General features: G+C 39.8%; 20 protein-coding genes and 5 pseudogenes. 11 read left to right on the top strand and 14 right to left on the bottom strand.

The window, feature by feature from the left end:
- Nucleotide 1: 1 nt before the first annotated feature.
- Nucleotides 2-541, bottom strand: a complete 540-nt coding sequence (locus tag ANSO36C_RS29040) for a DUF3172 domain-containing protein (RefSeq protein ID WP_190940800.1) — start codon at nucleotides 539-541, stop codon at nucleotides 2-4.
- Between the two features lie 536 nt (nucleotides 542-1077).
- Between ANSO36C_RS29040 and ANSO36C_RS29045 the strand changes: the two genes are divergently transcribed.
- Nucleotides 1078-1905, top strand: a complete 828-nt coding sequence (locus ANSO36C_RS29045; protein ID WP_251957586.1) for an ABC transporter permease — start codon at nucleotides 1078-1080, stop codon at nucleotides 1903-1905.
- A 21-nt stretch (nucleotides 1906-1926) separates the two neighbouring features.
- Here ANSO36C_RS29045 and ANSO36C_RS29050 read toward each other — a convergent pair whose 3' ends face one another.
- A complete protein-coding gene (locus ANSO36C_RS29050) occupies nucleotides 1927-2430 on the bottom strand; it encodes a hypothetical protein (RefSeq protein WP_251957587.1) in 504 nt (167 codons plus the stop codon).
- Nucleotides 2431-2763: 333 nt separating this feature from the next.
- On the opposite strand from ANSO36C_RS29050, the gene ANSO36C_RS29055 reads away from it, so the two are divergent.
- Together ANSO36C_RS29055 and ANSO36C_RS29060 are read left to right on the top strand one after the other, a co-directional pair.
- On the top strand, nucleotides 2764-3426 hold the full coding sequence (locus ANSO36C_RS29055; protein ID WP_251957588.1) for a hypothetical protein: 663 nt from the start codon (nucleotides 2764-2766) through the stop codon (nucleotides 3424-3426).
- Between the two features lie 322 nt (nucleotides 3427-3748).
- Nucleotides 3749-3928, top strand: a complete 180-nt coding sequence (locus ANSO36C_RS29060) for a hypothetical protein (protein ID WP_251957589.1) — start codon at nucleotides 3749-3751, stop codon at nucleotides 3926-3928.
- A 111-nt stretch (nucleotides 3929-4039) separates the two neighbouring features.
- Here ANSO36C_RS29060 and argC read toward each other — a convergent pair whose 3' ends face one another.
- From argC to ANSO36C_RS29075, 3 genes and pseudogenes are all read right to left on the bottom strand, one after another.
- Nucleotides 4040-5014 (bottom strand): N-acetyl-gamma-glutamyl-phosphate reductase, encoded by a 975-nt coding sequence (argC, locus tag ANSO36C_RS29065; RefSeq protein WP_251957590.1) that lies wholly within the window; start codon nucleotides 5012-5014, stop codon nucleotides 4040-4042.
- A 117-nt stretch (nucleotides 5015-5131) separates the two neighbouring features.
- Nucleotides 5132-6645: pseudogene (gene glpK, locus ANSO36C_RS29070) on the bottom strand (glycerol kinase GlpK).
- 144 nt (nucleotides 6646-6789) lie between these two features.
- Nucleotides 6790-7961, bottom strand: a pseudogene (locus tag ANSO36C_RS29075) (PAS domain S-box protein).
- A 1204-nt stretch (nucleotides 7962-9165) separates the two neighbouring features.
- Here ANSO36C_RS29075 and ANSO36C_RS29080 point away from each other — a divergent pair.
- Complete coding sequence (locus ANSO36C_RS29080; protein ID WP_251957591.1) at nucleotides 9166-9483, top strand: hypothetical protein; 318 nt, start codon at nucleotides 9166-9168, stop codon at nucleotides 9481-9483.
- A 512-nt stretch (nucleotides 9484-9995) separates the two neighbouring features.
- On the opposite strand, the gene egtD is transcribed toward ANSO36C_RS29080, so the two are convergent.
- Nucleotides 9996-11030: an L-histidine N(alpha)-methyltransferase gene (egtD, locus tag ANSO36C_RS29085; protein ID WP_251957592.1), complete on the bottom strand. Its 1035-nt coding sequence runs from the start codon at nucleotides 11028-11030 to the stop codon at nucleotides 9996-9998.
- Between the two features lie 763 nt (nucleotides 11031-11793).
- Entirely contained in the window at nucleotides 11794-12024 is a 231-nt protein-coding gene (locus ANSO36C_RS29090) for a hypothetical protein (protein ID WP_251957593.1), read from the bottom strand.
- 455 nt (nucleotides 12025-12479) lie between these two features.
- Here ANSO36C_RS29090 and ANSO36C_RS29095 point away from each other — a divergent pair, with 455 nt between their 5' ends.
- Complete coding sequence (locus ANSO36C_RS29095; protein ID WP_251957594.1) at nucleotides 12480-12944, top strand: cupin domain-containing protein; 465 nt, start codon at nucleotides 12480-12482, stop codon at nucleotides 12942-12944.
- A gap of 400 nt (nucleotides 12945-13344) precedes the next feature.
- Here the strand turns inward: ANSO36C_RS29095 and ANSO36C_RS29100 are convergent, their stop codons facing one another.
- From ANSO36C_RS29100 to ANSO36C_RS29115, 4 genes and pseudogenes are all read right to left on the bottom strand, one after another.
- Complete coding sequence (locus ANSO36C_RS29100) at nucleotides 13345-15201, bottom strand: sensor histidine kinase (RefSeq protein WP_251957595.1); 1857 nt, start codon at nucleotides 15199-15201, stop codon at nucleotides 13345-13347.
- A gap of 19 nt (nucleotides 15202-15220) precedes the next feature.
- A complete protein-coding gene (locus ANSO36C_RS29105) occupies nucleotides 15221-15463 on the bottom strand; it encodes a substrate-binding domain-containing protein (protein ID WP_323374531.1) in 243 nt (80 codons plus the stop codon).
- A 74-nt stretch (nucleotides 15464-15537) separates the two neighbouring features.
- Entirely contained in the window at nucleotides 15538-16110 is a 573-nt protein-coding gene (locus ANSO36C_RS29110; protein WP_251957596.1) for a PhnD/SsuA/transferrin family substrate-binding protein, read from the bottom strand.
- Between the two features lie 273 nt (nucleotides 16111-16383).
- Nucleotides 16384-17609: pseudogene (locus ANSO36C_RS29115) on the bottom strand (RNA-guided endonuclease InsQ/TnpB family protein).
- Between the two features lie 341 nt (nucleotides 17610-17950).
- Here ANSO36C_RS29115 and trpS point away from each other — a divergent pair.
- Nucleotides 17951-18961: a tryptophan--tRNA ligase gene (trpS, locus tag ANSO36C_RS29120; protein WP_251957597.1), complete on the top strand. Its 1011-nt coding sequence runs from the start codon at nucleotides 17951-17953 to the stop codon at nucleotides 18959-18961.
- Nucleotides 18962-19019: 58 nt separating this feature from the next.
- A pseudogene (locus ANSO36C_RS29125) lies at nucleotides 19020-19950 on the top strand (methylenetetrahydrofolate reductase).
- 841 nt (nucleotides 19951-20791) lie between these two features.
- Here ANSO36C_RS29125 and ANSO36C_RS29130 read toward each other — a convergent pair.
- Nucleotides 20792-21025 (bottom strand): EF-hand domain-containing protein, encoded by a 234-nt coding sequence (locus ANSO36C_RS29130; RefSeq protein ID WP_251957598.1) that lies wholly within the window; start codon nucleotides 21023-21025, stop codon nucleotides 20792-20794.
- Nucleotides 21026-21112: 87 nt separating this feature from the next.
- Here ANSO36C_RS29130 and ANSO36C_RS34025 point away from each other — a divergent pair, with 87 nt between their 5' ends.
- A complete protein-coding gene (locus ANSO36C_RS34025; RefSeq protein WP_267145345.1) occupies nucleotides 21113-21244 on the top strand; it encodes a hypothetical protein in 132 nt (43 codons plus the stop codon).
- Nucleotides 21245-21597: 353 nt separating this feature from the next.
- On the opposite strand, the pseudogene ANSO36C_RS35220 reads toward ANSO36C_RS34025, so the two are convergent.
- Nucleotides 21598-21739: pseudogene (locus ANSO36C_RS35220) on the bottom strand (hypothetical protein); the annotation flags it as partial.
- A 196-nt stretch (nucleotides 21740-21935) separates the two neighbouring features.
- On the opposite strand from ANSO36C_RS35220, the gene ANSO36C_RS29135 reads away from it, so the two are divergent.
- From ANSO36C_RS29135 to ANSO36C_RS34575, 3 genes are read left to right on the top strand one after another with little or no spacing between them, the layout of a single operon-like run.
- Entirely contained in the window at nucleotides 21936-22619 is a 684-nt protein-coding gene (locus tag ANSO36C_RS29135; RefSeq protein WP_251957599.1) for a hypothetical protein, read from the top strand.
- A complete protein-coding gene (locus ANSO36C_RS29140) occupies nucleotides 22552-23853 on the top strand; it encodes a carotenoid oxygenase family protein (protein WP_323374532.1) in 1302 nt (433 codons plus the stop codon). Before ANSO36C_RS29135 ends, ANSO36C_RS29140 begins: the two co-directional genes overlap by 68 nt.
- On the top strand, nucleotides 23850-24212 hold the full coding sequence (locus tag ANSO36C_RS34575) for a carotenoid oxygenase family protein (protein ID WP_323374622.1): 363 nt from the start codon (nucleotides 23850-23852) through the stop codon (nucleotides 24210-24212). Before ANSO36C_RS29140 ends, ANSO36C_RS34575 begins: the two co-directional genes overlap by 4 nt.
- A 412-nt stretch (nucleotides 24213-24624) precedes the next feature.
- Here ANSO36C_RS34575 and ANSO36C_RS29145 read toward each other — a convergent pair whose 3' ends face one another.
- Nucleotides 24625-24870: a hypothetical protein gene (locus ANSO36C_RS29145; RefSeq protein ID WP_118163057.1), complete on the bottom strand. Its 246-nt coding sequence runs from the start codon at nucleotides 24868-24870 to the stop codon at nucleotides 24625-24627.
- Nucleotides 24871-25027 lie beyond the last annotated feature (157 nt).

Raw genomic sequence — 25027 nt, forward strand, 5'->3', positions numbered from 1 at the left:
TCTAAAATCTATCCGTTTCTTGAGGCGTTCCAACTGCTCCTGGTTGAGCGGTAAATAAGTTTTGAGCAGCTTCATTCTGATATATACACCTAATATCAGGTTTATCACTGTCCAAGCTACCTGTAAAGCCAAAAGTGTTCAGGCGATTTTTGCAATCTCTTACCTGCTCAGATGTCACCAACTTACGTTGCTCTAAAAGCGCCCAGTTATTTTGTCGGATTACACATCCAGGACGCATACTCGGCTGCGAAACATAGACGTTGAATGGGTTGAGAGTGACGAACAGTCTAGCATCCATCACCATTGCGCTGGCTCCGTTCTGCACGCAAATCTCAGGGTTAGGTGCTTTCAAATCAATAAATTCACGGGAAGCCACATTTGATGGAGCCAACGTGGTTGTAGAACTAAAAGCAATACCAATTCCAATTCCCAAAATCAATACTCCTCCCATAATTGCAATGGTAAAGAGGTTAAACATAGGGGATTGGAAAATCGAGGGTTTGGAAGTAGTAGCCGATCTACCAGTGGGTTTACGTCTCATTGTTGCTTAATCACCTTCACGCCGTTTGGCAGGGAGGGTCTAAATTTTTCTCCCTCTTTCAGTATGCCTATTCTTGACTGTAATTGTCTGCGGTTTTTAGGACAGTATTTTTCTTACAGCGTATTTCAGGTAAATGAAGTACATGGGTAGGGGCAAAACATATTGTGCCCCTACGATTATCTGTATCTCACCAAGTTGCAATCTGCTGTAAATGATAAATTAGGAACTTATTTAGATATATTGACAGAATTTCAACCTTGTCGGTTATTGTTTCCATCTTGAACAATTGGGAAGTATTTTTATTTATCTGCCGATTAAGGTATGTTTATTACTTTTATGCTGCTTCAGATTTAAATCACAGAGTAACTGTTTTTAATTTCTATATTTCATTAACCAACCATAACATATTTTCGCTTATAACTATCCCAGACGAATTTTTCGTATTCGGATGAGAAATTTTTGTTCCCCCTAGTAATTGATATGTCAAATAAGGTAACTTAAAACTTAAGAAAGTTTTAATAAATCAGAAGAAGCAAGTGACATCTCAAAAAGCGTTATTTTCAAGCAAGAAGTTCAAAACTTCGCAACTTCAAATCCTTCTAGCTGATAGTTTGACTATTTTCTGGGGAGATTGGTTAGATTTACGTGTGAGAATCGTACAAGTTGCTGCATCAGGCTTAATCTCTCCACTGATATATATTTTAGCTTTTGGCTTGGGTTTGGGTAGTTCTATCAAACCAGGCTCAGGGATTAGTGGTGACTATAACAACTATTTGGAATTTATACTACCGGGGATGGTGGCGCTATCATCGATGACGATTAGCTTTGGTGGTACGACATTTTCAATTTGTGGAGACAGACTATTTAGCAAAACCTTCGAGGAATTGTTGTTAACTCCCATCCACCCTTTAGCGTTGCACATCGGTAAAATGCTGGCGGGAGTCGTGCGGGGACTGATGACATCCGGTTCTGTGATTTTGGTAGCGGTGCTATTGACTGGCAACTGGAATTTTCTCAACCCACTATTTTTATTGTTGGTAGTGCTGAATTGTTCAGTATTTGCTGGGTTAGGGGTAATTGTGGGTTTAAGTGTGCGATCGCTCGAATCAGTTGGACTTTACAACAATTTTATCATTATCCCCATGTCTTTCTTAGGAGCAACTTTCTTTGACCCTGGTACGTTACCATCTGCCCTCAAAGTCGTAGTTTACCTGTTGCCGTTGACCTACGCCAGCATTGGATTGCGTGCAGCTGCCCATTTACCCTTGTCCCAGTTTCCTTGGTATACTATACCGATTTTGCTGGTGATTGCGATCGCTCTTTCTCTGTGGGGTGGTTATAAATTCGCTCACCAACAAGATTAAAGTAATTCCTTAAAGCCTTAATTACAACCTGTGCTTTAACTGTTGAATTTTTTGTAAAACTTTTTCCCGATCCTGCCTCAGCTTGAGCCATCGGGGTAGGCGACTGGCAAGGCTGCCATTATGCCAGCCTAATGTGTCATCTGCCAAGCGTTCTCGCAACGTTGATTGAACATAGTTTTCCAAAAAGCTCAAATGTGCTTCATTGTAAGCCCATAATACCTGACCGCAACAAGAGATTTGGAGCGACAGAGGCAATCCAAAAAAATGGTCTAATATTCCATACCGGGAATTTCTTTGAGCTATGTAATTGTTTTGCCACAATCTATATTTTCGTTTAGCAATATTTGACTGTTGTTTTGTATAGCTACAGTGCTGACAGGTAATTCTTTTGATTGAACTGAGACTTGATTGCTCAGAGTTTACACTCAATACCCTAGCAGTGCAATCGCACTGTGGACAACAAACTAAAATTTTTTGCTCAAAATCAGAAAGCCGTTTGTTATAGTCTTTAAACCTTATAACCATTTCACCTCAAGCCTGTTACGTGGTATCCTCCTGAAACAGTAATAAACCACAGTTTATGAGAAAAATATCGACTGCCCACATATATTGTCTAATTTGTCAATACATCAATTCTAATTTAGTTTTTTTATAAAGATTGCGTGAAATTACTAATTATCATGATAAAGCATTAGAAGAATTGCTTTATAAATCAAGCTATGAGTAAATATAAACTCAGTGAGTAAACATACTTTGACCAGTATTTATCTAGCAAGTAAATAGCAGGTTAAAAGTGAGTTTTTACTCTTTGATTTAATCCACTCGGTATAGCATTCTTTTCATGAAAAGGACACAAATATGACTACAATCGCCACCAAAATAGCCTTGTCTGTTTTAGGAGCAGCAGGAATTAGTTTTTTATCTTTGACACCAGCGAGAGCCGTCATATTGGTAGAACCCATAGTGACGACTACGAATGAAGAGATACGCCTAATTAGAGACCCAAGAACCCTTGGAAAAGATATTTTACCAGGGCTAAGAATAGAATATGGTGTCCCAGATCGAGCTAACAACTTGCTAAATGACACTGGGAATAATATAGGAAGCTTGGTATTTGATTTAGCAACACTTTCCTACACTAATTCCAGTTCTAATCCATCATTTAATAATGAATCGGTGGAGTGGGGAGATGTTGATGGAGATGGAAGGATTGGTTTCTCTAGTATTCCTGGTCTAGAGGATATCTTTAAAACTGTTACCATTAAAGGCAATATTCTGACTTACAGTGGTGGCGAAATTCCAGACGGAACCGTATTTTTCAATCGATTTGCTACCCAGCCGAATTTAGCTCCAGGCGGTGGAATCATTCCATCAGCACCACCCCCACCAGCAGATCAAGATGGGCCGATTAGGGTAGGTACTTATTACACCGCCATTCCTGAATCAACTAACGTTTTGGGTGTACTGCTCTTTGGCTCTTTAGGCGTAGCTTTAAAACTAAAGCGATCGCTACACTGTTAACACTCTTATGGGGGACTGCCTCCCCCTTTCAAGGGCTACCGTGTACACAAAAGTCTTTTAGAGTTGTTGTATGAAAAGGAGTCAGAAGTCAGAATTCAGGAGTCAGAATACCCCATGTCTATTCGCGCAGCGTCTCCAAGAGTTGTCAGGGGTTTCAAGCAAGGAATACTTTTTTCTCCTCCACGACTGAAGTCGCTTGCTCTAGACCATGATTCCTCCACCAGTCGCACAGAATTCAATTCTGTTAGCGGATAGCTAAGGTTTAGCCCATTCTGGCTCCTGACTCCTGAATTCTTCTTCGGTAACTTAAAGAAGGTTAAAGGTGCAGGTCAATGCATTAAAGGTGCAAGTCGATGCATTAAAGGTGCAAGTCCATGCATTAAAGGTGCAAGTCCATGCATTAAAGATGCAAGTCAATGCATTAAAGGTGCAGGTCGATGCATTAAAGGTGCAAGTCGATGCATTAAAGGTGCAGGTCAAGAGACTTGTGTGTACACCGTAGCTTTCAAGGGTAGGGGTGCGATTCGTTGAGTGTTGAATCACGGTGAAAGTCCGTACATAGAGACTCCAATCGACAACCCAGAGTACAAACGCGATTAATCGCGTCTCATTTTTATGACAATCCCAACTCTTCTGGAAAACCGAGCATGATGTTTAGGTTTTGGACAGCGGCTCCTGATGCGCCTTTACCCAGGTTGTCAAGACGAGCAACTAGCAACACTTCTTTGGTAGTGTCATTGGCGAATACAAAAACCTGAACAAAGTTGGTTCCATTGAGTGCGATCGCATCTAAAAACGTTCCGTCTCTGAGCAGAGTAGAATCTTGGAATGGAACAACTTGCACGAATTTTTCACTTTGATAGTAGTCAGCGATCGCTTCATGGATAACCTCACCTGATGGTGGATTATCTAAAGTTCCTAGTGGCAAAGGCACTTGTACTAGCATCCCTTGCTCAAAATCTCCCACTGCGGGTATAAACAGTGGCGGCGATGCTAACCCTGAGTAATATTGCATTTCTTTGACGTGCTTATGCCCAAATTGCAAACCGTAGATGCCATAAGGATAGATTGACTCTGCTCCAGCTTGCTGTTCGTGGAAGGTATGGTATTGTTTAATCAGATTTTTTCCGCCGCCAGAGTAGCCTGACACTGCATTAACGGTGATAGGAAAATTACTATTGAGAAGCTCTTTGGCAATTAACGGACGGATACAAGCCAAAAATCCTGTAGGATAACAGCCTGGATTACTGACAAACTGAGCGCTGGCGATTTTCTCTCGCTGTTCGGGATTGAGTTCGGGGAAGCCATATACCCAGTCTTTGGCTGTGCGATAGGCAGTACTAGCATCAAGGATTTTCACCCTAGTATTACTGACTAAGCCAACAGCTTCGCGGGCTGCGTCATCAGGTAGGCAGAGAATGACAACATCAACAGCATTAATTAGTTTGGCTCGCTCATTTGCATCCTTACGTTTAGACGCCTCAATACTAACTAACTCGATATCATCCCGTTGGTTGAGGCGTGAGTAAATTTGTAAGCCTGTGGTTCCTGATTCACCATCAATAAAAATCTTTGGTTTAGTAGTCATGCGCTTCTTAATTATATGTGAGTGATATTTTGACTAATTTAATACTTAAAAGAGAGGCAGGAGTCAGGAGCAAAGAATTACAGCAGTTTGCTTTTTAAGTGAGGTACAAAATGCAGGCTATTCTTCCCAAGCCAGAGTACGTTTCACTGCCTTTTGCCAAGTGCCAAAGTTGGATAAGGAGAAATCGCTTCTCGGCTCAAAGACACGTTCAATTTGCCGTTGTTCCACCAATGCTTCATAGCTCTCCCAAAATCCTACAGCTAAACCTGCTGCAAATGCTGCACCCTGAACGGTGGTATCTCGCATTATCGGGCGTTCAACTGGAATACCTAGCACATCAGCTTGGAACTGCATCAGAAAATTGTTCTCGCAAGCACCACCATCTACAGTTAATCGCCCAACTGGAGTACTGCTAGACGCGTTAATTGCTTGCACCACCTCCAGAACTTGATAGGCGATCGCTTCCAGTACGGCGCGAACTAGATGCTCTGGTTGTACACTGGCGGTAATGCCAAAAAAGGCTCCTCTGGCGCTCATATCCCAGTAGGGGGAACCCAATCCACTAAATGCGGGCACAAAATATACTCCGCCGTTATCTTTTACCCGATTTGCCATCGCCTCTGTTTCAGCAGCAGTTTTAATCAACTTCAGGCGATCGCGCAACCACTGAATACAAGCTCCACTAGTAAACATACTGCCCTCTAGGGCATAACCGACATCTAAAGAATCTTTTGAATTTGTTTGTGTCCAGGCAACTGTAGAAATGAGTTGATGGTGCGAGCGTACAATTTGATTACCTGTGTGAGCAACCAAAAAGCTACCAGTACCATAAGTACATTTCATCAAACCGGGGCGATCGCAGCCATGACCAAATAGAGCAGCTTGCTGATCTCCCAAGATGGCAGTAATGGGAATTTCTGCACCTAACAAAGTAGCATCAGTAATTCAAATACCCCTAAACTCGGCTGAATCTGGGGCAAAATATGAGCCGGAATTTGCAACAGTTTAAGTAAATTCTCATCCCATTCACAGGTTTTGAGATTCATCAACATTGTCCGACTGGCGTTGCTGTGGTCAGTCGCATGGACTTTGCCACCTGTGAGATTCCACAACACCCAGGTATCAATAGTGCCTGCTAAAACATTGTTCAGGTCAACATCTGTAAAATATCTAATAGCCACCTGAGCTTGGTAGCAGAAAAATAGGCATCGATAATTAATCCGGTGCGATCGTAAATTTCATCAGCGTAGCCTTGTTGTTGTAACTGGTGACAAAGGGGAGCAGTGCGGCGATCTTGCCAGACGATCGCTCTATGGATTGGTTTTACCAGTAGTTTTATCCCAAATCAAACAGGTTTCACGCTGTACAGTTAGTCCCAAGGCTGCGATCGCAGATGGAGCAATTTTGGCATTTGCAATTGCGGTTTTTATTACCCAACATGTATCTTGCCAGATTTGTTCAGGGTCATGTTCTAACCATCCTGGCTGAGGATAATACTGAGTTAGTTCTTTATATGCCTGTCCAACAATTTTGCCGTCTGCGTTAAATACAAAGGCGCGGTTGCCTGTTGTACCTAAGTCTAGTGCTAAGATGTAGCCCGGTGATGGAGTTGTGTTACCAAGTGTGTGCATAGCTGCTTTGATATGCTGCGATTGCGATTTTAGCAATACGCCCTCAATCAGATATACATTATTTTGGGTACGTTTTGAGTTTTGCGATCGCCTACGGCGGGGACTAGCCCATCGCGCAGCGTCTCCCCAGAAGAAGAGATGTAATTAATCGAAATTTTTTAAGATTAAATGTTTTTTTAAGTCAAAACTGATAATACCTTCTTCTTGTAATTTGCCCATCAATCGTGTAATCGTTACTCTCGTAGTGCAGCAGGCGCTAGCAATATCTTCGTGAGTCAAGCGAACATTTAAGCGAGTCCCTCCTGGCACAGTTTCACCCACTTCTCGTTTCAAAAGTTCTAATAGATGGTACAAGCGTTCTTGTACCCGTCGTCTTCCAGAAATAACTAAAAAAGATTCTGTTTGTTGTAAACGCTGATTAATTTTTGGTAAAAATATGTGGCTTAAGGTTGGAGAAGCTGCTATCTCTGCCGCATAAATTGACACCAACTCAACATCAGAGAGGGCTGTTGCTTGGTAAATGTTTAGAGATGTCAAACTAGAGCCAAAAACCATCCCTGCTGTTGCCAATCCTATCAGCACTTCTTCACCCGTTTCACAATACGTACTAAGTTTGACCCAACCCTGACAAACATACCAAATTAGTAATGGGTTAAGGGGAATAGTTTCTCCTTTACAATATTTATGTATAGGACGATGATTGAAAAAGTCGCTATCATTCTTGACTATTGCTGATTCTAAATGCTTGCGCTCAGTAACATTTCGCAGTATCCAGCGCAGAGAGATTGCCTTACCTTGGTGGTTGCGGACAACAGCTACTGTAAAAGATGCATCAAAAAACTCGCCATAACGTTGTTGTAAACGTAGCAATAACTCTTTAACTCTGTCTGATTGCGATAGTTGTATAAGTTCGCTACGAAGGTGCTGACGTTCTTGTAAAGGGACGAAGTTAATCATTGCTTTGCCAACCAAACAAATGCTTTGAAACATTGAGTAACTTAGCTGCGGTGATGGTTAGCTTCTTGGATGATTCCTTCTGGATTAGTTACTAAATAGGCATCGGGTGCCAACTCAAATAAATCTTGGTAGTGTTGGCGTTCTGCTTCTAGCCACTTACGTGTTTGTAGTAGTTCCTCATTTTGCTGATACAGTTCCTCTGCCGCTAACTGCACTATCTTTAAGGTGTTATAGAGTTCCTTAAAAGCTTGCGGCAGAAGATCAGCAGGAATCCAAGGCAATACACTAGCAGTTTGGTATAAATCGGCTAAACGCTTGTGCAATACTTCTGTGCGTTGGATAAATTTTTCTGTGTTCACCTTAAGTTCCCGCTACTTGCTTGCAGAGGTTGAGCAAAAAAATCTACTAGATAAATCCTTGGAAAAATCCACATATTGTTAAGTATTATTTATAACTTTGGTAGGAAAACTCAGTAAACTTAACTAAATATGAGCGCCAAAGGTGCTGAACTCAAATTATGCTAATTTGTGACTAAATTCATTCATAAGCCAGTCAAAATTACGACTAGCAGAGAAATTACATAAGATCCTACAGACGGAAACCTGGATCTCAACCTTAATTTATCAGTATGTTTTAACCGCTTTGCCATTCCCCCAATGAATGATTTTGTGCTAATGATAATTGTTTCCATTATTAGTAGAGTACCTGATAATATTCCCCCCAACTTCCATCACAAGAATAAAGCATCTACCACCAAAGACATAGAATCTAAGTTAAGTTTGTTTGTGTCCATGAATACCTCATCTATTAATAAACAAGCAATAGTCGAATCACATATCTATAAAATTGCAACATAGATATTAATTAGTTAAAACTATTTGTATACAACAGCACATTCTAAATTAATAATTATCCGCCTCTTTAGTTAGAGGATAAATGAAGTAGTAAGCTGGTGTAATTTAACAATGCGTAACAGCTAATCAACGCGCAATTTATGGGGAGTGATGAGTAAGGTGTCAATACGATAAAATCTCGTCGCTCCTTTTTACTTACTTGCGGATTTTCATCAGTACTCCGCCACATGAAAGTTAGATTTTATTAAAAGTTCATATACTTTTTGCTTTAGTTAGTTAAATATGCGATCTAAGAGTTGATGTTAGATAAATAAAATTTTTTAAGAATTCAGTAACATTCCTCTTTGATTTACAAGCTAAGTCCAACTAAGATATTGATAGTTGTGCAGGCTTAGTTGATTTAAAAGAAGTCGATTATTCCAGGTGTATCTATTTTCTATATCTCTATCAGGCTGACTCAATAGTCTTAAAATAACTGCTATCTTTTAACAAAAGAGAAGTTTACCTTATCCTTGCCTTCTAAAAAAGGTGATTGAGATAGATGCGGTTGTTGTGAGCGAATTAATGTACTAAGCATTAGTAGTCTATTGATTTGTAACTCGCTGTGTTCAACTTTTATTAAGCAACAGCGTCACGATTTCTATTGGTCAACTAATAACACACAACTTCTTTGAGCTTTGAATATTTATCAAACGATTTTACAATCCCCATGCAACAATATATTTCTAATTTGCTCATACTGGTATTAGGAACAAGCTCGATTTTCATTGTTACTCCATCTCAAGCTCAAACTCCAGTAAAACCAAACAGTCAAAATACTGAGGATATTAGCCCCATATCTTCAAATTCACCTGCGACTATCCAATTGAGTGATTTGACCAATTCTAATAATAGCAAACCGCCTATCCTCTCTGAGGTAGTTAATAACTCTTCTGCTGCTAATGCCAATATAACTGCAAATGATCAGCCTAAGTCAAGAATTCCTATATCCAGCAGAATATTTCCCACAGCTTCAATGCAGCAATAATTAGTGCTAATACCAATTTTATGTAAACTTGCACTTAATGATTGCTCTTTATCCCTTGGTGGTTCGTTTAATAAATATTAGGTGCATTTTCATAGCGAAATGGTATAGATACTAAACATTTGAATTAATTATTCGTTGGCTGAAACCCTTATAGAGACGTAGCAGTGCTACGTCTCTTTGTTTTCACTTCTGTGTCTATTAGATATTTAATGAAAAGAATGTAGAGACGTAAAATTTAACTGGAGTTTGTCCCACTACGTTAAATTTATGTACAAGGATTTCAGGTGGATAAAATTCTAAATCTCTCTCCTTTTAGAAGAGAGATTTAGAGAGAAGTTTTCTAGATAGCGTGAAAAGTCAGAATTGAGAACCGCTATCTACTATACAGCACTTCCGGCAGCTATGAGGTACATCCTCAAAGCTAAAAGCTATGTTAGGAGAGAGGCAATAAGAAAAACTGTATTGCATAATAGCGGGAAGCGCTGTATATGTGAACCATACCCTGATTTGCTTTATCTTTGCAACTGACAGAGCAGTAAACCAAACCATTGATTTGGATCAGTCCACATCCGAAGAGGTAATAAACCTTGTGCGGTGAGTTGCAGCTTGATGGTATTAAGGTCAAATTTGCGAGAAATTTCGGTGAGGATAGTCTCACCTAGCGCAAAATTAACCTTGAGATTAAGAGCGTGTAATTCTACAATTTGCGATCGCAGGCTGCGTAAATGCATCTCTATTTGATGCTCACTTTCATTGTAAAATGCCCAATGTTCAAACTGCGTGGGATCAAAATTTCCTTCAAACCGGTGATTTAAATGCTCCAGCATATTCAGGTTAAATGCTGCCGTCACTCCTTGGCTGTCGTTATAAGCTGGTTCTAAAATCTGTTTCGGCTTTCGTAAATCTATCCCCAACAATAAATACTCACCCACTTGTAGAGCATTTGTAATTTGAGAAAAGAAGACATTACACTCATGAGGTGCAAGATTACCTAAACTGCTACCAATAAAACAAATCATCCTGCTGGGTAATTGCGTTGGTAGGAGTTTTGCCAGGGCTAATTCGTATGTTCCTGCTAAAGCATAAACTTGCAGTAAGGGATAATCTCTTAATAACTGCTTGGCGCTACTTTCCAACATACCTGCACACACATCAATTGGTAAGTAGTGCAGGGGACAGTCTAGCTGCTGGTAAGCATCTAGTAAAATGCGGGTTTTGGTAGAACTGCCACTGCCAAGTTCTACCAATTCGCAAGCACCAGTTATCTTGGCAATTTCGCCAGCATATTGCTGTAAAATCCTTGTTTCTGTGCGTGTAAGATAATATTCTGGTAAATCACAGATTTGCTCAAACAGATCAGAACCACGGTCATCATAAAAGTAACAGGGGGGTAGAGATTTAGGTGTTTGAGTTAGTCCCTTCACTACATCACTCCCAGCACTAAGTGCAACTATTTGAGTTGCTCCTACCAAACGTTCTATCTGCAAGCGTTTTTCAACGCTGTTTTGAGAAGTAACGTTGCTGTTAACAGCTTTAGATATCGACATTGAACCTCCGTTTGCTTGGCGTAATAAGTTACCTTTTATGGCATACCCTTACCCCAATTAGTGAAACACATCGTCATAGCTAATAAAATCATGCTTGAGCTATATAGCTCAAGTATTAAAGCTATTTTTCCGCATTTTCCCATTTAAATGATAAGTAAGCGCCTAAAGCAATACACTTAGGTTCAGGATTTTGGTACTGATTGTAAACCTGTAGAGATGCGAAATTGTACTGGGTTTCGCCTCGCTAACGCTTCTCTAGCAAGGATTTTGATAATTTATTTTTTGGAAGCGATTAGAAATCGCGGCTACACAAACGTACACCGTTGGGGAACCCGGAGGGTAAGCCGCCTACGCGGACTCAAAGAATTTGAAACCCACCTCCGTGGGTTTTGTTTGTATAGCGGCGAATTCCATTCGCCAGGGCAGGCGTGTTTTTACACTCATTGAGATGCTCCCATTCATGCTTTAATAGTCATTGTCAGCTACACAAATTCCTTTGCATTTAATACCGTTCGTTGCAGTGCGCCGACAATGAGGACATAGAACTTTTTCGTTTTCTGTTTCTTGATTTATCTTTATACTAGTGCTTGCCTGTAATTTTTCTTTTTCAGTCTGAAGTTTTAAATTCATAAAAATGAATAAATTTCTTACGGTTTACATTTTACAAATCATAAAAATAATGGCAGTTGAATACGAGCATTGCAACTCTCCAAAATGCTTAAAAACATTACAAGCAGATTTTTTGCTAAGTTCTCGTTAAAGACTATTTAATTTGTTGCCTCAGCGATGGCGTTAGAATCATTAACCCTTTGACAATTTCTTCAGGGGTAGCTGTGCCATTAATTACCTTTGATACAATCTCCATAACTTCCAGAGCTAGATTTGTTGGAATTCCCTTGGCTTCTAAACGTTTCAATTCCAAAACGTCAATACCTTCTGCTAATCCATCCAAATATTCTTCTACACTTACTCCCAAATTTTCAATCTCCGACATAAAGCTAAAAGCCTCTCTTTGGTTCGATTATTAGTTATTAAAGTTTATCAATAATATTGGTTGGTATCGTTATGTTCACCCTCAAAAAGCAAAGTTAAATAAAGACGGCTCAACTTTCCCAATGACTGCGAAATTTTTGAATTGGTTCTTCTAGCATAGTAGAATATACTCGAACGATGCAATCGCATAAGGTGAGCGAAACAGCGCCATTGGTAATCTCCGCAACCTGCTGACACTCCAAAGGTCGATAATGGCATGATTTCAGGTGGCTTTATGACCTGTCTTTTTATTGTCTACTGCGAAACAAATATCTTAGCTGTATAGCTTGGCGAGTCAATGACTAAACCATCCTCTCCAAATTTCACTTCTCGATTACCAACCCAATCTCGCCAATACTCAGCAGTTGGGAAGTCTGAAAATAAACTTTTAATTGTTAAATTATAGTAGGAGTATTTATGAGTTTACCAGTTAAAGAAATTGTATTAGGGCCAGGGCAAGGTAATCGTTTAACTACTGGTAATAGTGAAATAACATTTAAGGTAGTTGGTGCTGACACTCATGGTCACTTAGGATTATTTGAAAACTTAATACAACCAGGTGGAACTGCTCCAGTACTGCATATTCATCGACAAATGGAAGAAATGTTCTACGTTCTGGAAGGAGAAGTAGAAATTCAAGTTGGTAATCAGATAATACATGGGCAACCAGGTTCATTTGTGCTAGTTCCACGTAATACGCCTCATACATTCGCTAACCGAGCAACTCAACCTGCAAAATTATTAATCATGTTTTGCCCAGGAGCAGAACGGGAAAGGTATTTTGAAGGATTAGCCGAACTGCTCAAGGATGGGCAAAAACCAGACAAAGAAGCTCTTGTTGAATTGATGAGGAGATTTGATCAGGAGCCAGTAGAGATTTAATGATTAGTAGTGTTTTGTTGTAATGCTACCAAATGTGAATATTGTAGATATTGCCGTTAACTCTCTCGGCAATAAGGCTTTGTATAACTTGTTTATCCGTTTGAATTATAAGTTTTTAATTTTCCATTTTGCCTTACTTTATAAGAAGAATTCAGAAATCAGGAGTCAGAAAAAAGCCATGAATTCTGTACGAGTGGTTGATAGCGCAGCGTATACCCTTCGGGATGCTTCGCTTAGAGCGAGTCCTCGAACGTCGCGCTGAATATTGGTTTAAAACCTTGCCCGCAAGTGGCGCGAAAAGAATTAAAATATTCCTCCTAATTAAAACTCCATCCCTTCATGGGTGGAGTATTCTGACTCCTGTATTCTGACTCCTGACTCCTGTTTATAGACAACACTATTAATTTGTTTGTGTTTTAGGTAAAATAATTGCAAATTCTGCTCCTCCTTGTAATTCTGGCACTAATTCTATTTTGCCTTTATGTTTATCAATTATCTGATAGCAAACACTTAAACCTAAACCAGTACCTTTACCTACTGGCTTAGTTGTGAAAAAAGGGTCAAATAATTTGTTTTTAATCTCTGGTGAAATCCCAGGGCCGTTATCTCTGATTCCTACTTTGATATAAATATCATCTATATTTGATGTATCTATAATAATTTGTTTCTTTTTACCTGAATGAGCCTTTTGATCTAGCAGAGCATCTATCGCATTATTCAGAAGATTCATAAACACTTGATTGAGTTGTGCTGGATAACACTCAAGTAAAGGTAAATCTCCATATTTTTTAATTACTTCAATTTCTTGTTGAAGTCGGTGATTCAGAATTAACAGGGTATTATCAATACCTTCATGAATATCTACCTCTTTCATATCAGCTTCATCTAATCGTGAGAAATTCCGTAAAGATAACACAATCTCACGAATACGTTCAGCACCCAATTTCATGGAAGAAAGTAAATTTGGCAAATCTTTATTAATAAAATTTAAATCAATCTCTTCAATTTTTTCGTCAATGCTCCACAGAGAATTTGGGTACTCTTGCTGATATAAACTCACGAGATTAAGTAAATCATCAGTATAGTCATTAATGCATTGAATATTACCATAAATAAAGTTAACAGGATTATTAATTTCATGAGCTATCCCTGCTACCATCTGACCAAGAGAAGACATTTTTTCTGTTTGAATTAATTGTCCTTGGGCTTCTTTTAAGTTTTGCAGGGTTTTTTGAAGTTCTTGAGTTCGTTCTTCTACCCGTTGTTCTAAATTTTGACGAGCTACTTCTAATTCTTGGGTTCGTTCTTCTACCCGTTGCTCCAAACTTTGGTGAGCTAGCTTTAGTTCTTGGGTGTAATCCCCCACCCATTCCACTAATTGATTTAAGGAAGTAGCTAATGTTCCTACTTCATCGTTGCTTGCAACATTAGCTCTGAGTTCAAAATTTGACTCTTCCGTGATTTTTCTAGCAACGCTAGTAACTATTTGTAAGGGACGGGCAATTAATCTACTAGTATATATTGATAGTATGGCTGCGATCGCAGCTGATAACAGCATACTTCCAACAATAACTTTAATTCGCAATTGTTGGGCATTATCAAAACTAGTTTTTGCTTGCTTTTTTTGGATTTCAGCATATCCTATAAGCCGAATTAACTCATCTGATAGTTTCTCAAACTCAACAGAAATATTAACTTCTTTTTTGATAAAATTTAGTAATTCTTCCTGATCCGATATTGTTTTTTTTGCTGGAAATTTATTTGGATCAATCTGCTGCCAAAAATCTCTTACTATGCGATTATATGATTTCGTATTTTTTTTATAATTATTTAATAAGATCAACAAATCTATATTCTTTATTCTTGAATTATGAGCATAATTATTTGTAAAAGTTTCTAGTTTTGATAACTGCTGATTAACTTGACCCATTTCATCAATAAATCTATTTTTTTCAAATTCTAACCAAATAGAGTTTTCTAACACAGTAACTAATCTTTGTGGATGTAGTCGCACTCTAATTATGGAATTTTCTAAATCTTTTAATAGAGATTGTTGTTGATAAGTTAAATCTAATTGCTGTTGAGAAAGTTTTTCATAGTGGTGTGCAAGTAATAAACCACTTGTTGTACCTATGAAAGCAATACTAACTGCTAGAGTATAGCCATAACTAATCTTTTTAGCAATATTCCAGTTATTGCTAAAAGAACTAAATAATATAAAAATCTTTTTAGCCGAATATTTATTAGCAGCTATCATTGATTTATCGATTGTAATCTTATAAGAAATTTCCTTGTCCGATTTTTTGATAAACTTCACGAATCATATTATAGTCAGCATCATTTGCTGTAATTAGTTTGCCTCCTTTATACTTTTGGTTTGCTTTAGCAGCCACCAAACTTTGAATTAGTTTATCCTGATGCTGAATCATGCGCGATCGCATATCTTCTATAAAGCTAGATGCCAACTGGTTACTAGCAACAAATACATCATTAGGAAGTAATGGCCCTTTAAAAATCACAGAAAAATCTTTTTCAATTAAGCCTTCAGATTCCAGAATGTTTTTATATCTATCAGATGCAGTAGCCCAAGCATCTACCTCACCTTTTTTAAGGCTTGTACTCCTTTATCATCTAACATCACAGTTTTAAAATCAGTTTTTGGATCTAATCCAGCATCTATCAGTAGCTTTGTGGGAGCAAGATGCCCAGAGGTTGAGCCAATTTTTCGCATGGCAATTGTTTTGCCTTTCAATTGAGCTAATAATTTAATTGGACTACCTGCACGAACTACAATAATGGAGTGGTAGTTACTGCGCTCAATGGCAATTATCGGAATAGCTTTTGCTCTAGCGTTTAAAATCAAGTATTCTGAAGGCCCTGCAAATACAATATCTACCTCTCCCGATAACATTGCTGGTGCTGCTGCCGTGGAATTTTTTACAGGAAAAAACTCAATTTCTATGCCTAATATTTCTTCTAATGTAGTGCGAAAAACCTCATAATCTCGTTGCAAGTCTTTAATTCCAACAACATCTGTAACTGCAAATTTGAGCTTTTTTGGTGCAGTCATTGCCATTTGGTCTGAGCTATTATTGGTAGAATTTACTCCTGTTGTGCAGCCAGCAGTAAACAGTAGCGAATACCAAAGCAGGTTGCGCCGTTTCATAGGTCTGAATTATATTACAAATGTAAAATTTCTTAGTTTTTATTTAGCAATATACTTGTGCAGCTTATTGTTTTTTTATATTTATGACTACTGTAATATTACGGAATCGAACGGATGTTGCGTTCAACCAATTCCATTAGATGTAAAATTGCAGCATCCTCATCATGCCCATCTGTCAGTTCCGCAAACAGTTATAGGTGTTTGTTCTCGTAATTTACCAGGTTTAAAACTCGTTTGTAACTAATGCTTTTAAGTTGCTTGACACTCCCCGCTCTAAAGAGACGGGGATTCTTGGTTCCCTGACTCGCCGTTAGACAGCAGGCTTGCACCAACTGCCCAAGAGGGCAAATCTCCCCAAGCGTAGCTTCCGGTGTGCCCCACCGTAGTTAGTCCTAATTTCAAAATATTGATGCTGGCGTTCACATCTCTATCTTCCACATAGTTGCAATGTGGCAAACGTGAGTCCTTGTAGATAGAGACTTTTTCACCTTCAAGCCACAGTAGAACAGTTTTGACTCGTGTTATGGGGAGGAACGGCAACTGTTACCTTCCCATATTTATGCCCAAAATATTCTAACCATTGACCGGAAAGTTGACCACCCAGCATCAGATATTGATTTAGCTAGATGTCGATTTTTTACCATGTTCTTCACACTTAAGTCTTCATAGGCTACCAAATCGTTAGATTGGATGACGGAGTATGCAACACGCTTGCAATACTCTTTTCGCTGCCTACTTACTCTTAGATGCTTCCGAGCATATCTGTTTCTAGCTTTATGGTAGTTGGATGATTGCCTAACTTTGGCTTTCTTCTTCGCGGGACTGAACTTCTTGGACTTCTTGCGGTTCGCTCGGTTTAACTGCTTCTGGGACGAACGGTAGAACTGGGGAGATGGTTCAACGTTGCCTTTGCTATCGGCAATGAAATACTTTAGCCCTAAGTCAATACCGACTACCTGTAGGGTAGGTTGAGTTTCAACTTTAATCTCAACATCAATCGCAAACTGAGCATAATACCCATCAGCACGGCGTACCAATCGGACACGCTTAATTTGTTTGATGTCGTAGAAATTAAGGTCGTAGGTTCCCTTCAGTTTCAAAGTTCCAATGCCTTTCTTGTCAGAGAAAGTAATCGCTTTACGATTGGTGGAAAGTTTAAACCCAGTAGTTTTATATTCAACTGAGCGGCAATGCTTTTTAAACTTAGGGAACCCCTTTTTACCTTTAACTTTCTTCTTGCAATTATCGTAGAATCGCGCTATCGCAGACCATGCACGTTCCGCCGCAGATTGCCTAGCCATTGAGTTGAGTTCGGAGGCATTGGGAAACTCAGCAGCAAGTACAGCGCAATATTTATTGAGGTCGTATCTGCCAACATTTTTATTATCCATCCAATAGCGCAAGCATTTATTTTGAATGAATTGACTTGTTCGGATAGCTTCATCAATAGCCCTATACTGCTTATCTTTTCCCTTAACTTTGAACTCGTAAACAATCATGGAATCGACCAATTAACCACTATCTTATGTTACCATGATTTACATAAACACCACCAAATAAATTTGGTTTCTTCGCTTATATCCCCCGCATGAATGACGGGGGTTTTACGCATCACGACTCATAAGCGAAGCCATGCCGTAGGTTTATCGCTTACTAAGGTAGAATAAAGCTTTTGTCTCATTGTCTTATATTCGCAGTTGAGTTAAAGTCTCTCATCTCAAAAGGGCGAATTGACCTAGAAAATGTCAAAATTAAATGAGTTTTGCGTAGAGGTAAGCGACTTGTCGTCAGACATCGCCACTTGACATAGCGCGGATTTGAGATAACTAAGTTGAAATTTATGGGTAAGCAACGTGTTCTTTCTGGAGTTCAACCAACCGGCAATTACCATCTAGGTAACTACTTGGGAGCTATTCGCAACTGGGTAGAAGGTCAGAGCGAATACGAAAATTACCTTTTTGTGGCTGATTTACATGCGATTACAGTGCCACACGACCCGAAACAGTTGGCGGCTGATACCTACACTCTTGCTGCTCTCTATCTAGCTTGTGGTCTTGATTTAAATCACTCCACCATCTTTGTGCAATCCCACGTTTCGGCCCACAGTGAACTCACCTGGTTGCTCAACTGCATTACACCTCTCAACTGGCTGCAAGACATGATCCAGTTCAAGGAAAAGGCTGTTAAACAAGGAGAAAATGTCAGTGCAGGTTTATTAGATTATCCTGTGCTGATGGCTGCTGATATTTTGCTTTACCAAGCGGATAAAGTGCCAGTGGGTGAAGACCAAAAGCAACACTTGGAATTGACACGGGATATTGCAGCTCGGTTAAATCACCAATTTGGTAAACCAGATCAGCCAGTTCTGAAGTTACCAGACCCTTTGATTCGCAAGGAAGGGGCTAGGGTGATGAGTTTAGCAGATGGTACACGCAAAATGTCGAAGTCTGATCCTTCTGATTTAAGCCGGATCAGTTTGCTAGATTCACCGGAACAGATTCAATACAAAATTAAACGTTGCAAAACCGATCCGATTCGTGGTCTGACTTTTGATGATCCAGCGCGTCCAGAGTGTAATAACTTGTTAACGCTGTATACATTGCTTTCTGGTAAAACGAAGGAAGATGTCGCAGTTGAATGTCAAGATATGGGTTGGGGACAATTCAAGCCATTATTGACAGACACAATTATTGAGTCCCTCAAACCAATTCAAGAAAAATATCACTCGATAACGGCAGATAAAAGCTATCTGGAGTCGGTGTTGCGGGATGGAGGGGAAAAAGCTAGAGCGATCGCAAATCAAACTCTATCACAAGTCAAAACTGCTTTAGGCTACTCTCTTCCTCTATAACTTTTAACCTTTAGGTGTGATTTGTTATACCATTTAAGAAATTGAAAACCTTAATGTTATGCATCACACCCATAGCCCTACAGGGTTAAATGACTTCCGCAAAGCTGTACAAGCTGGTGAATTTCTAGTTACTGCCGAGGTAGCACCACCGAAAGGAGGAGATCCAGCGCACATGATTCAAATGGCGGCGACTCTTAAGGGGAGAGTTCATGCCGTCAATGTTACTGATGGTAGCCGCGCCGTGTTACGGATGTCTTCATTAATGGCATCGGTGATTTTGTCACAAAACGGTATAGAGCCAATTTGTCAAGTTGCTTGCCGCGATCGCAATCGCATTGGTTTACAAGCTGATTTGATGGGCGCTCATGCTTTAGGCATAAATAATATTTTAGCTTTGACTGGCGACCCAGTAAAAGCAGGCGATCATCCAGATGCCAAAGCAGTGTTTGATTTAGAAGCTGTGCGACTGCTGCAACTGATTCGGAAGATGAATCAAGGCGTTGATTGCAATGAAAAACCTTTGACTGATGGAGCGTTAGATTTATTTGTTGGTGCAGCGAGTAGATCCGCAATGTAAAAGTTGGTCGGGTTTACAAAGTCGATTTGAACGCAAAATCGAAGCCGGAGCGCAGTTTTTTCAAAGTCAGTTAATTACCGATTTTGAGCGTTTAGAAAAGTTTATGGATACCATTGCTACTGGCTATAAAAAACCGATTTTGGCAGGAATCTTTTTGTTGAAATCGGCAAAAAATGCCCAGTTTATTAATAGATGTGTTCCGGGTGTAAATATTCCCCAACATATTATTGATAGATTGGCAAAAGCCAAAGACCCTTTTGAGGAAGGGATAAAAATCGCCGCAGAGCAAGTGCAAATAGCGCGGCAATTATGTCAGGGTGTCCACATGATGGCGGTGAAGCGAGAAGATGCGATCGCGCCAATTTTAGATTTGGCTGGGATTGCTCCAGTTAATCAGTTGGTATCCAAGTAAACAAATTGATAGATTTTTTATTAAAGCAGATGGGAGCAACCATCTGCTTTTTTTTAACGCCGAATCAGACACCTGATTTTCACGATATCTGGAAAACCTCACTTTTATCGAACAGAATTCAGGAGTCAGGAGTCAGAATTCAGAATGAATTCTGTACGACTGGTGGATAGCGCAGCGTATACCCTTCGGGATGCTTCGCTTAGAGCGAGTACTCGATAGCGTAGCGTTAGCGAGTATTCGAGCGTCGCGTCTTGATTCTGACTCCTGAATTCTGACTTCTGAATTCTTCTTCAATTCTCTCTCCTAAAAGGCTACGGTGTACAACACAAGTCGGAAAAACTTCATCTACCAAATATTTGCAGTTCGTTACGCTGGCGTGACAAAGCTAAACTCTTGCAATCTTGGCGTTCGCATTTGTTATTTCGGGGTACGCATTTGTTATTTCGGGGTACGCATTTGTTATTTCGAGGTACTCATTTGTTATTTCGAGGTACTCATTTGTTATTTCGGGGTACTCATTTGTTATTTCGGGATACTCATTTGTTATTTCGGGATACTCATTTGTTATTTCGGGGTACGCATTTGTTATTTCGGGATACTCATTTGTTATTTCGGGGTACTCATTTGTTATTTCGGCATACGCATTTGTTATTTGGGCGTGTCCATAACGCATCCTACGAAACTACTAGAAGAGTTGAAACCTATGCGGGTCATACTTGTGTGTACACCGTAACCTAAAAGGAGAGAGATTATAAAACCCTGCTATCGGTCAACGCAGTGTTGAAATAGCAGGGTTTACGTATGGTTTTCGGGGGCGGAGGTAGCTTTGATGTTTTGACTGCTAGCTTAAATTATTTGCTTTATCAACTGCTTCCTTTAACTCTTCAAATGTAATACTACCGTCTTCGTCTGAATCATACTGTACTAGTAACTCCTGGGGACTATTGGTATTTGTTTCTGCTGTGATGATTGCACTTAAGCCAGGACTTAAAAAAAGTTCATTAATGGAGACTTTGCCATCTTGATCGCGATCTAATTTATCAAAAAGAGATTGAAGCTCTTGCTCGGTTGTCATAACTTTCTATCTGAATTAATCTTTCAATTTAATATCTCAAAATCTTGACAAAGGCGCAAGGACAGTTAAGGTGTACTCTGTGATACAGTGTCTACAATCACGCAGGAGAAATTAGCTGCCACAGCCATTGAACATGGTGGCTTGATTTGGGCAATCGATGCTTTACAGCCACAGGGTCACGGGACTTTGTTATACGTATTATATGAAGTATTAAGTTGAAGTGTAGCTACAAAGCTAAATTTGGGCATAACCTCGAACTCAAATACGGAAGCAAAAGTCTTATTGCAAGATAAAATTTTAGACCACAATGTGGTTGTAATAGCAGATTTGGATACCGTGATTCACTAATCAACGAATCGCACCACACAAGTATGTGGATTCTCTTATTGAAATTTGACACCCCGAAAACATCCTTAACTTGTCATACATTATGCAACACTTAACTCAAGCACAAGCTGCAAAGCAATATAGCAGGGTTTGATTTAATAACCACTTTTAAAGGAGTTTATAAGGGTAATAGCCAGGAGCGACCTCGAAACTTCCTTGCGAAGTCGATGCTTGTAAGCTGGAGAGACTGTCGTTTTACCTGCGCCATTTGGGCCAATCAGTCCATAAACTTCACCCACTTGGATGGATCTCTAAATCAAAATCATTCACGGCAACATGCCGCTCAAATTGCTTAGTCAGGTTAAAGGTGCATCCAGGACGGCTCAAAAAGCTCAAGAGTCTAAAAACTAATTATTAAGCATTTATTAAATATTTACTTAACTTTCTTAACTGTCTTAACTGTCCTTGCATCTTGATTCAAATTTTGAAATATTGAAAACACTCAAGTCTCCTTAGATGCATTTAAAGCTTATTTCAATCGCCAGGCGTTTCTTTTTTGAAAAATTAACTAAGGATAAATATAATGACATTTAAAGTTACTGGACGAATTTACGAAGCTGAAAGCGGTTTAGGAATTCCTAACTTAATAGTTGAAGTATTTGATAAGGATACTGTCAAAAAAGATAAGTTAGGACAAGTTAAAACCAATAGTACTGGAACTTTTGAAATTAACTACACTGAAGCTGATTTTAAAGGCAAATTTGAAAAATTTGAAGGTAATCCCGACTTATTTCTTGTTGTCAAAACAGCCGACAGTTCAAAAGTCTTGTATTCCACAGAGAAGAATATTCGTCCTGATGCCAGTACACACGAGCATTTTGACGTACCAATTTCTCAAGCTGAAAGAGTACATAAACCATCAAAAAATGCTAAAGAATTCTTAAAAATTCTCATTGGTATTGCTTGGATTGATGGAGTACTAGAACCTGAAGAAAAAGAATTTTTACAGCGAGTTGCACAACAAAAAGGATTGGCTGAAGAGCCAGAAATTAAATCTCTATTATCAAACAATCAACCTGTCAAACCAGAAGAGTGTTATGGCTGGCTTCAAGCCTATTTAGGAAATTATCCTGACGAAAAAGATTTTCAGGAGTTATATGAAGCTCTCAACTCGCTGATGTATACCGAGGGTGTGTTAGATGCAAAGAAAAGAACTCATACACACCCTCGCGATCGCGACAGCAGCCCCAGATGGTACTCGCCCTAGTACTTTGCAGCGGCGATTTATGAGCGCTTTGATGGATAGTAAATTCCTAGCTAATGTCTTACAGATGGAGCGGTCATCAATAGTCAATAAAGGGCCTTCGGTGACTGGCTACTACGCTCGCGTACCTTACCAAATTTTGAGCCGCCTCAGCACTACTGCCAGAGTTAATATCCTGGCAGAAGATATGGCAGATTTTTATTTGACTGATAATTTTGCCCCTGTCAAACAAGAAATAACTGCCGACAACCTAACCGTCATTGGTGAACTACCCCAAGAACTGAATGGCATATTTCTCCGCAACGGCCCTAATCCCCAATTTGAGCCTATCGGACTGTATCACTGGTTAGATGGGGATGGAATGCTCCACGCAGTAAATATCAGCAATGGCTTTGCCAGCTACCGCAACCGCTACATTCGCACAGAGGGGTTTGAGATTGAGCAAAAACAAGGTAAGGCGATTTGGCCTGGCTTGTTGAATCTGCCTCGATTTGATGCCCCTTATGGCTTGATGATGAAGAATACTGGTAACACTTCGACTATATGGCACGCAGGCAAACTGCTGGCACTGTGGGAAGCTGGCGCACCTTATGAAATTCGTCTTCCTGATTTAGAAACAGTTGGGGTACATACCTTTGACGGTCAGCTTGCTTCTACCTTTACAGCTCACCCAAAAGTCGATGCTCAAACGGGTGAAATGATTGCGATCGGCTTTGCACCTATTGCTCCTCCTTATCTGGAATACAGCGTGGTTTCCGCAGAGGGCAAAATGTTGCGAACCCTACCTATTGATATACCTGCGCCAGTGATGATGCACGATTTTGCCATCACTGAGCACTACACCCTTTTTCTGGATATGCCGCTTGTCTTTAGTCCTATGCGGATTATGCAGGATCAGTTGCCCATTAAATTTGAGAAGCAAAACCCCAGTCGCATCGGCATCGTACATCGCCACGGCGATAACCGAACTATCCGCTGGTTCAACATCTCGACCTGTATGCTCTACCATGTTGCTAACGCTTGGGAGGAAGGCAACGAAGTGGTACTTATCGCCACCAGAGCACCCGATACCTATCTCTTTATTCCTCAGAAAGACAATGGTGAGGGGGGAGATACTGAATTTGAACACTTCCGCCTATATCTCTACCGGATCAATTTGGCAACGGGTGTTGTTAAAGAAGAATTGCTAAATAGCAATGATACGCCACGGAATTTCCTCGGATTAACGATGACCTGAGTGGGCGAAAGACACGTTACGTCTACGCATCCCGACAGGCTACTTACATGAGACCTAGACTTTTGTTGGATGGTCTGCTCAAGTATGACTTGGAGACTGGTAGCACTCAAGTACATGAATTTGGTCGGGGACGCTTTGGTGGTGATAGTGTCTTTGCACCTCGTCCTGGTGCTACTTCTGAAGATGATGGCTGGTTGCTGACTATGGTTTGGGATGCACTAGCGAAAAAGTCTGAGCTATTAGTCGTTGATGCTCGAAATATCACAGCTCCACCTGTAGCGCGGATAATCATGCCAAAGCGCGTTCCTTACGGCTTCCACGCCAATTGGGTTTCTGAGGCACAGATGGCAACTCGATAAGGTTAATAGTAGGTTTATTTAATTAGTGTAGAGCAATACCTCTGCCAATTTAAGAGGGTGAGTTGATGATGCTTTGACGATTAACTCCCCTTTTCTGAGGTTTAGCAAAAACAATAACTCCTAAAAATTCCTTTAAGGTTTCCCGCAAGGTTTTTTAAGGTATTGCCCGCAGTGTTAAGGTTCTGACAGCCCAACCTCCCTTGTCAGATCAACGCTTATGTATGGGGAATTTTGCCAGTTTTTGCCAAAAATTTTGCAGCCTCTTATTTTGACAAAGGTATTGATTTATGGATTGGTTCCCCTGGCTGTCTAATCAGTATATTTAAGCTTATCGATTAACGATTTTGCTAGGATTCAAGCTTTCAAATCTATTCTTATATACCGATAAGACAGTCGGCACTTCAAACCTGCGTTACATCTTACCGTGTTGCAACACTTGTTGTAGATGTTGACGAATCTCTTGTACGTGTTCAATATCAGATTGACGCAATTTTTGGAACAACTCTACACAAGGCTGAGAACCTACTTGCTCTGCATCTTTGATGTAGGTATCGTAAGCTTTAACGGCTTCTGCCTTGTTATGCAAAACGGTGACAAAATCATACTCCAAGTCGCTAATCGCTGTTTGAGACTGTCCATTACCTGTATTTGTAGTCATGGCTTGACCCTCTTTGAGAATTTCTAATTAACTTATACTCACCCTAAAAGAGGGATTCATCTTCCAAAAAGAGTATATTTCAATACGTCGGAAGTACCTTGCAAAAGTAAGTTATACTATTTGATATTTTATACAGCGCTTCCCGCTATTATGCAAT

The organism is Nostoc cf. commune SO-36, from assembly GCF_023734775.1.
In the GTDB taxonomy this organism is placed as follows: Bacteria; Cyanobacteriota; Cyanobacteriia; order Cyanobacteriales; family Nostocaceae; genus Nostoc; species Nostoc commune_A.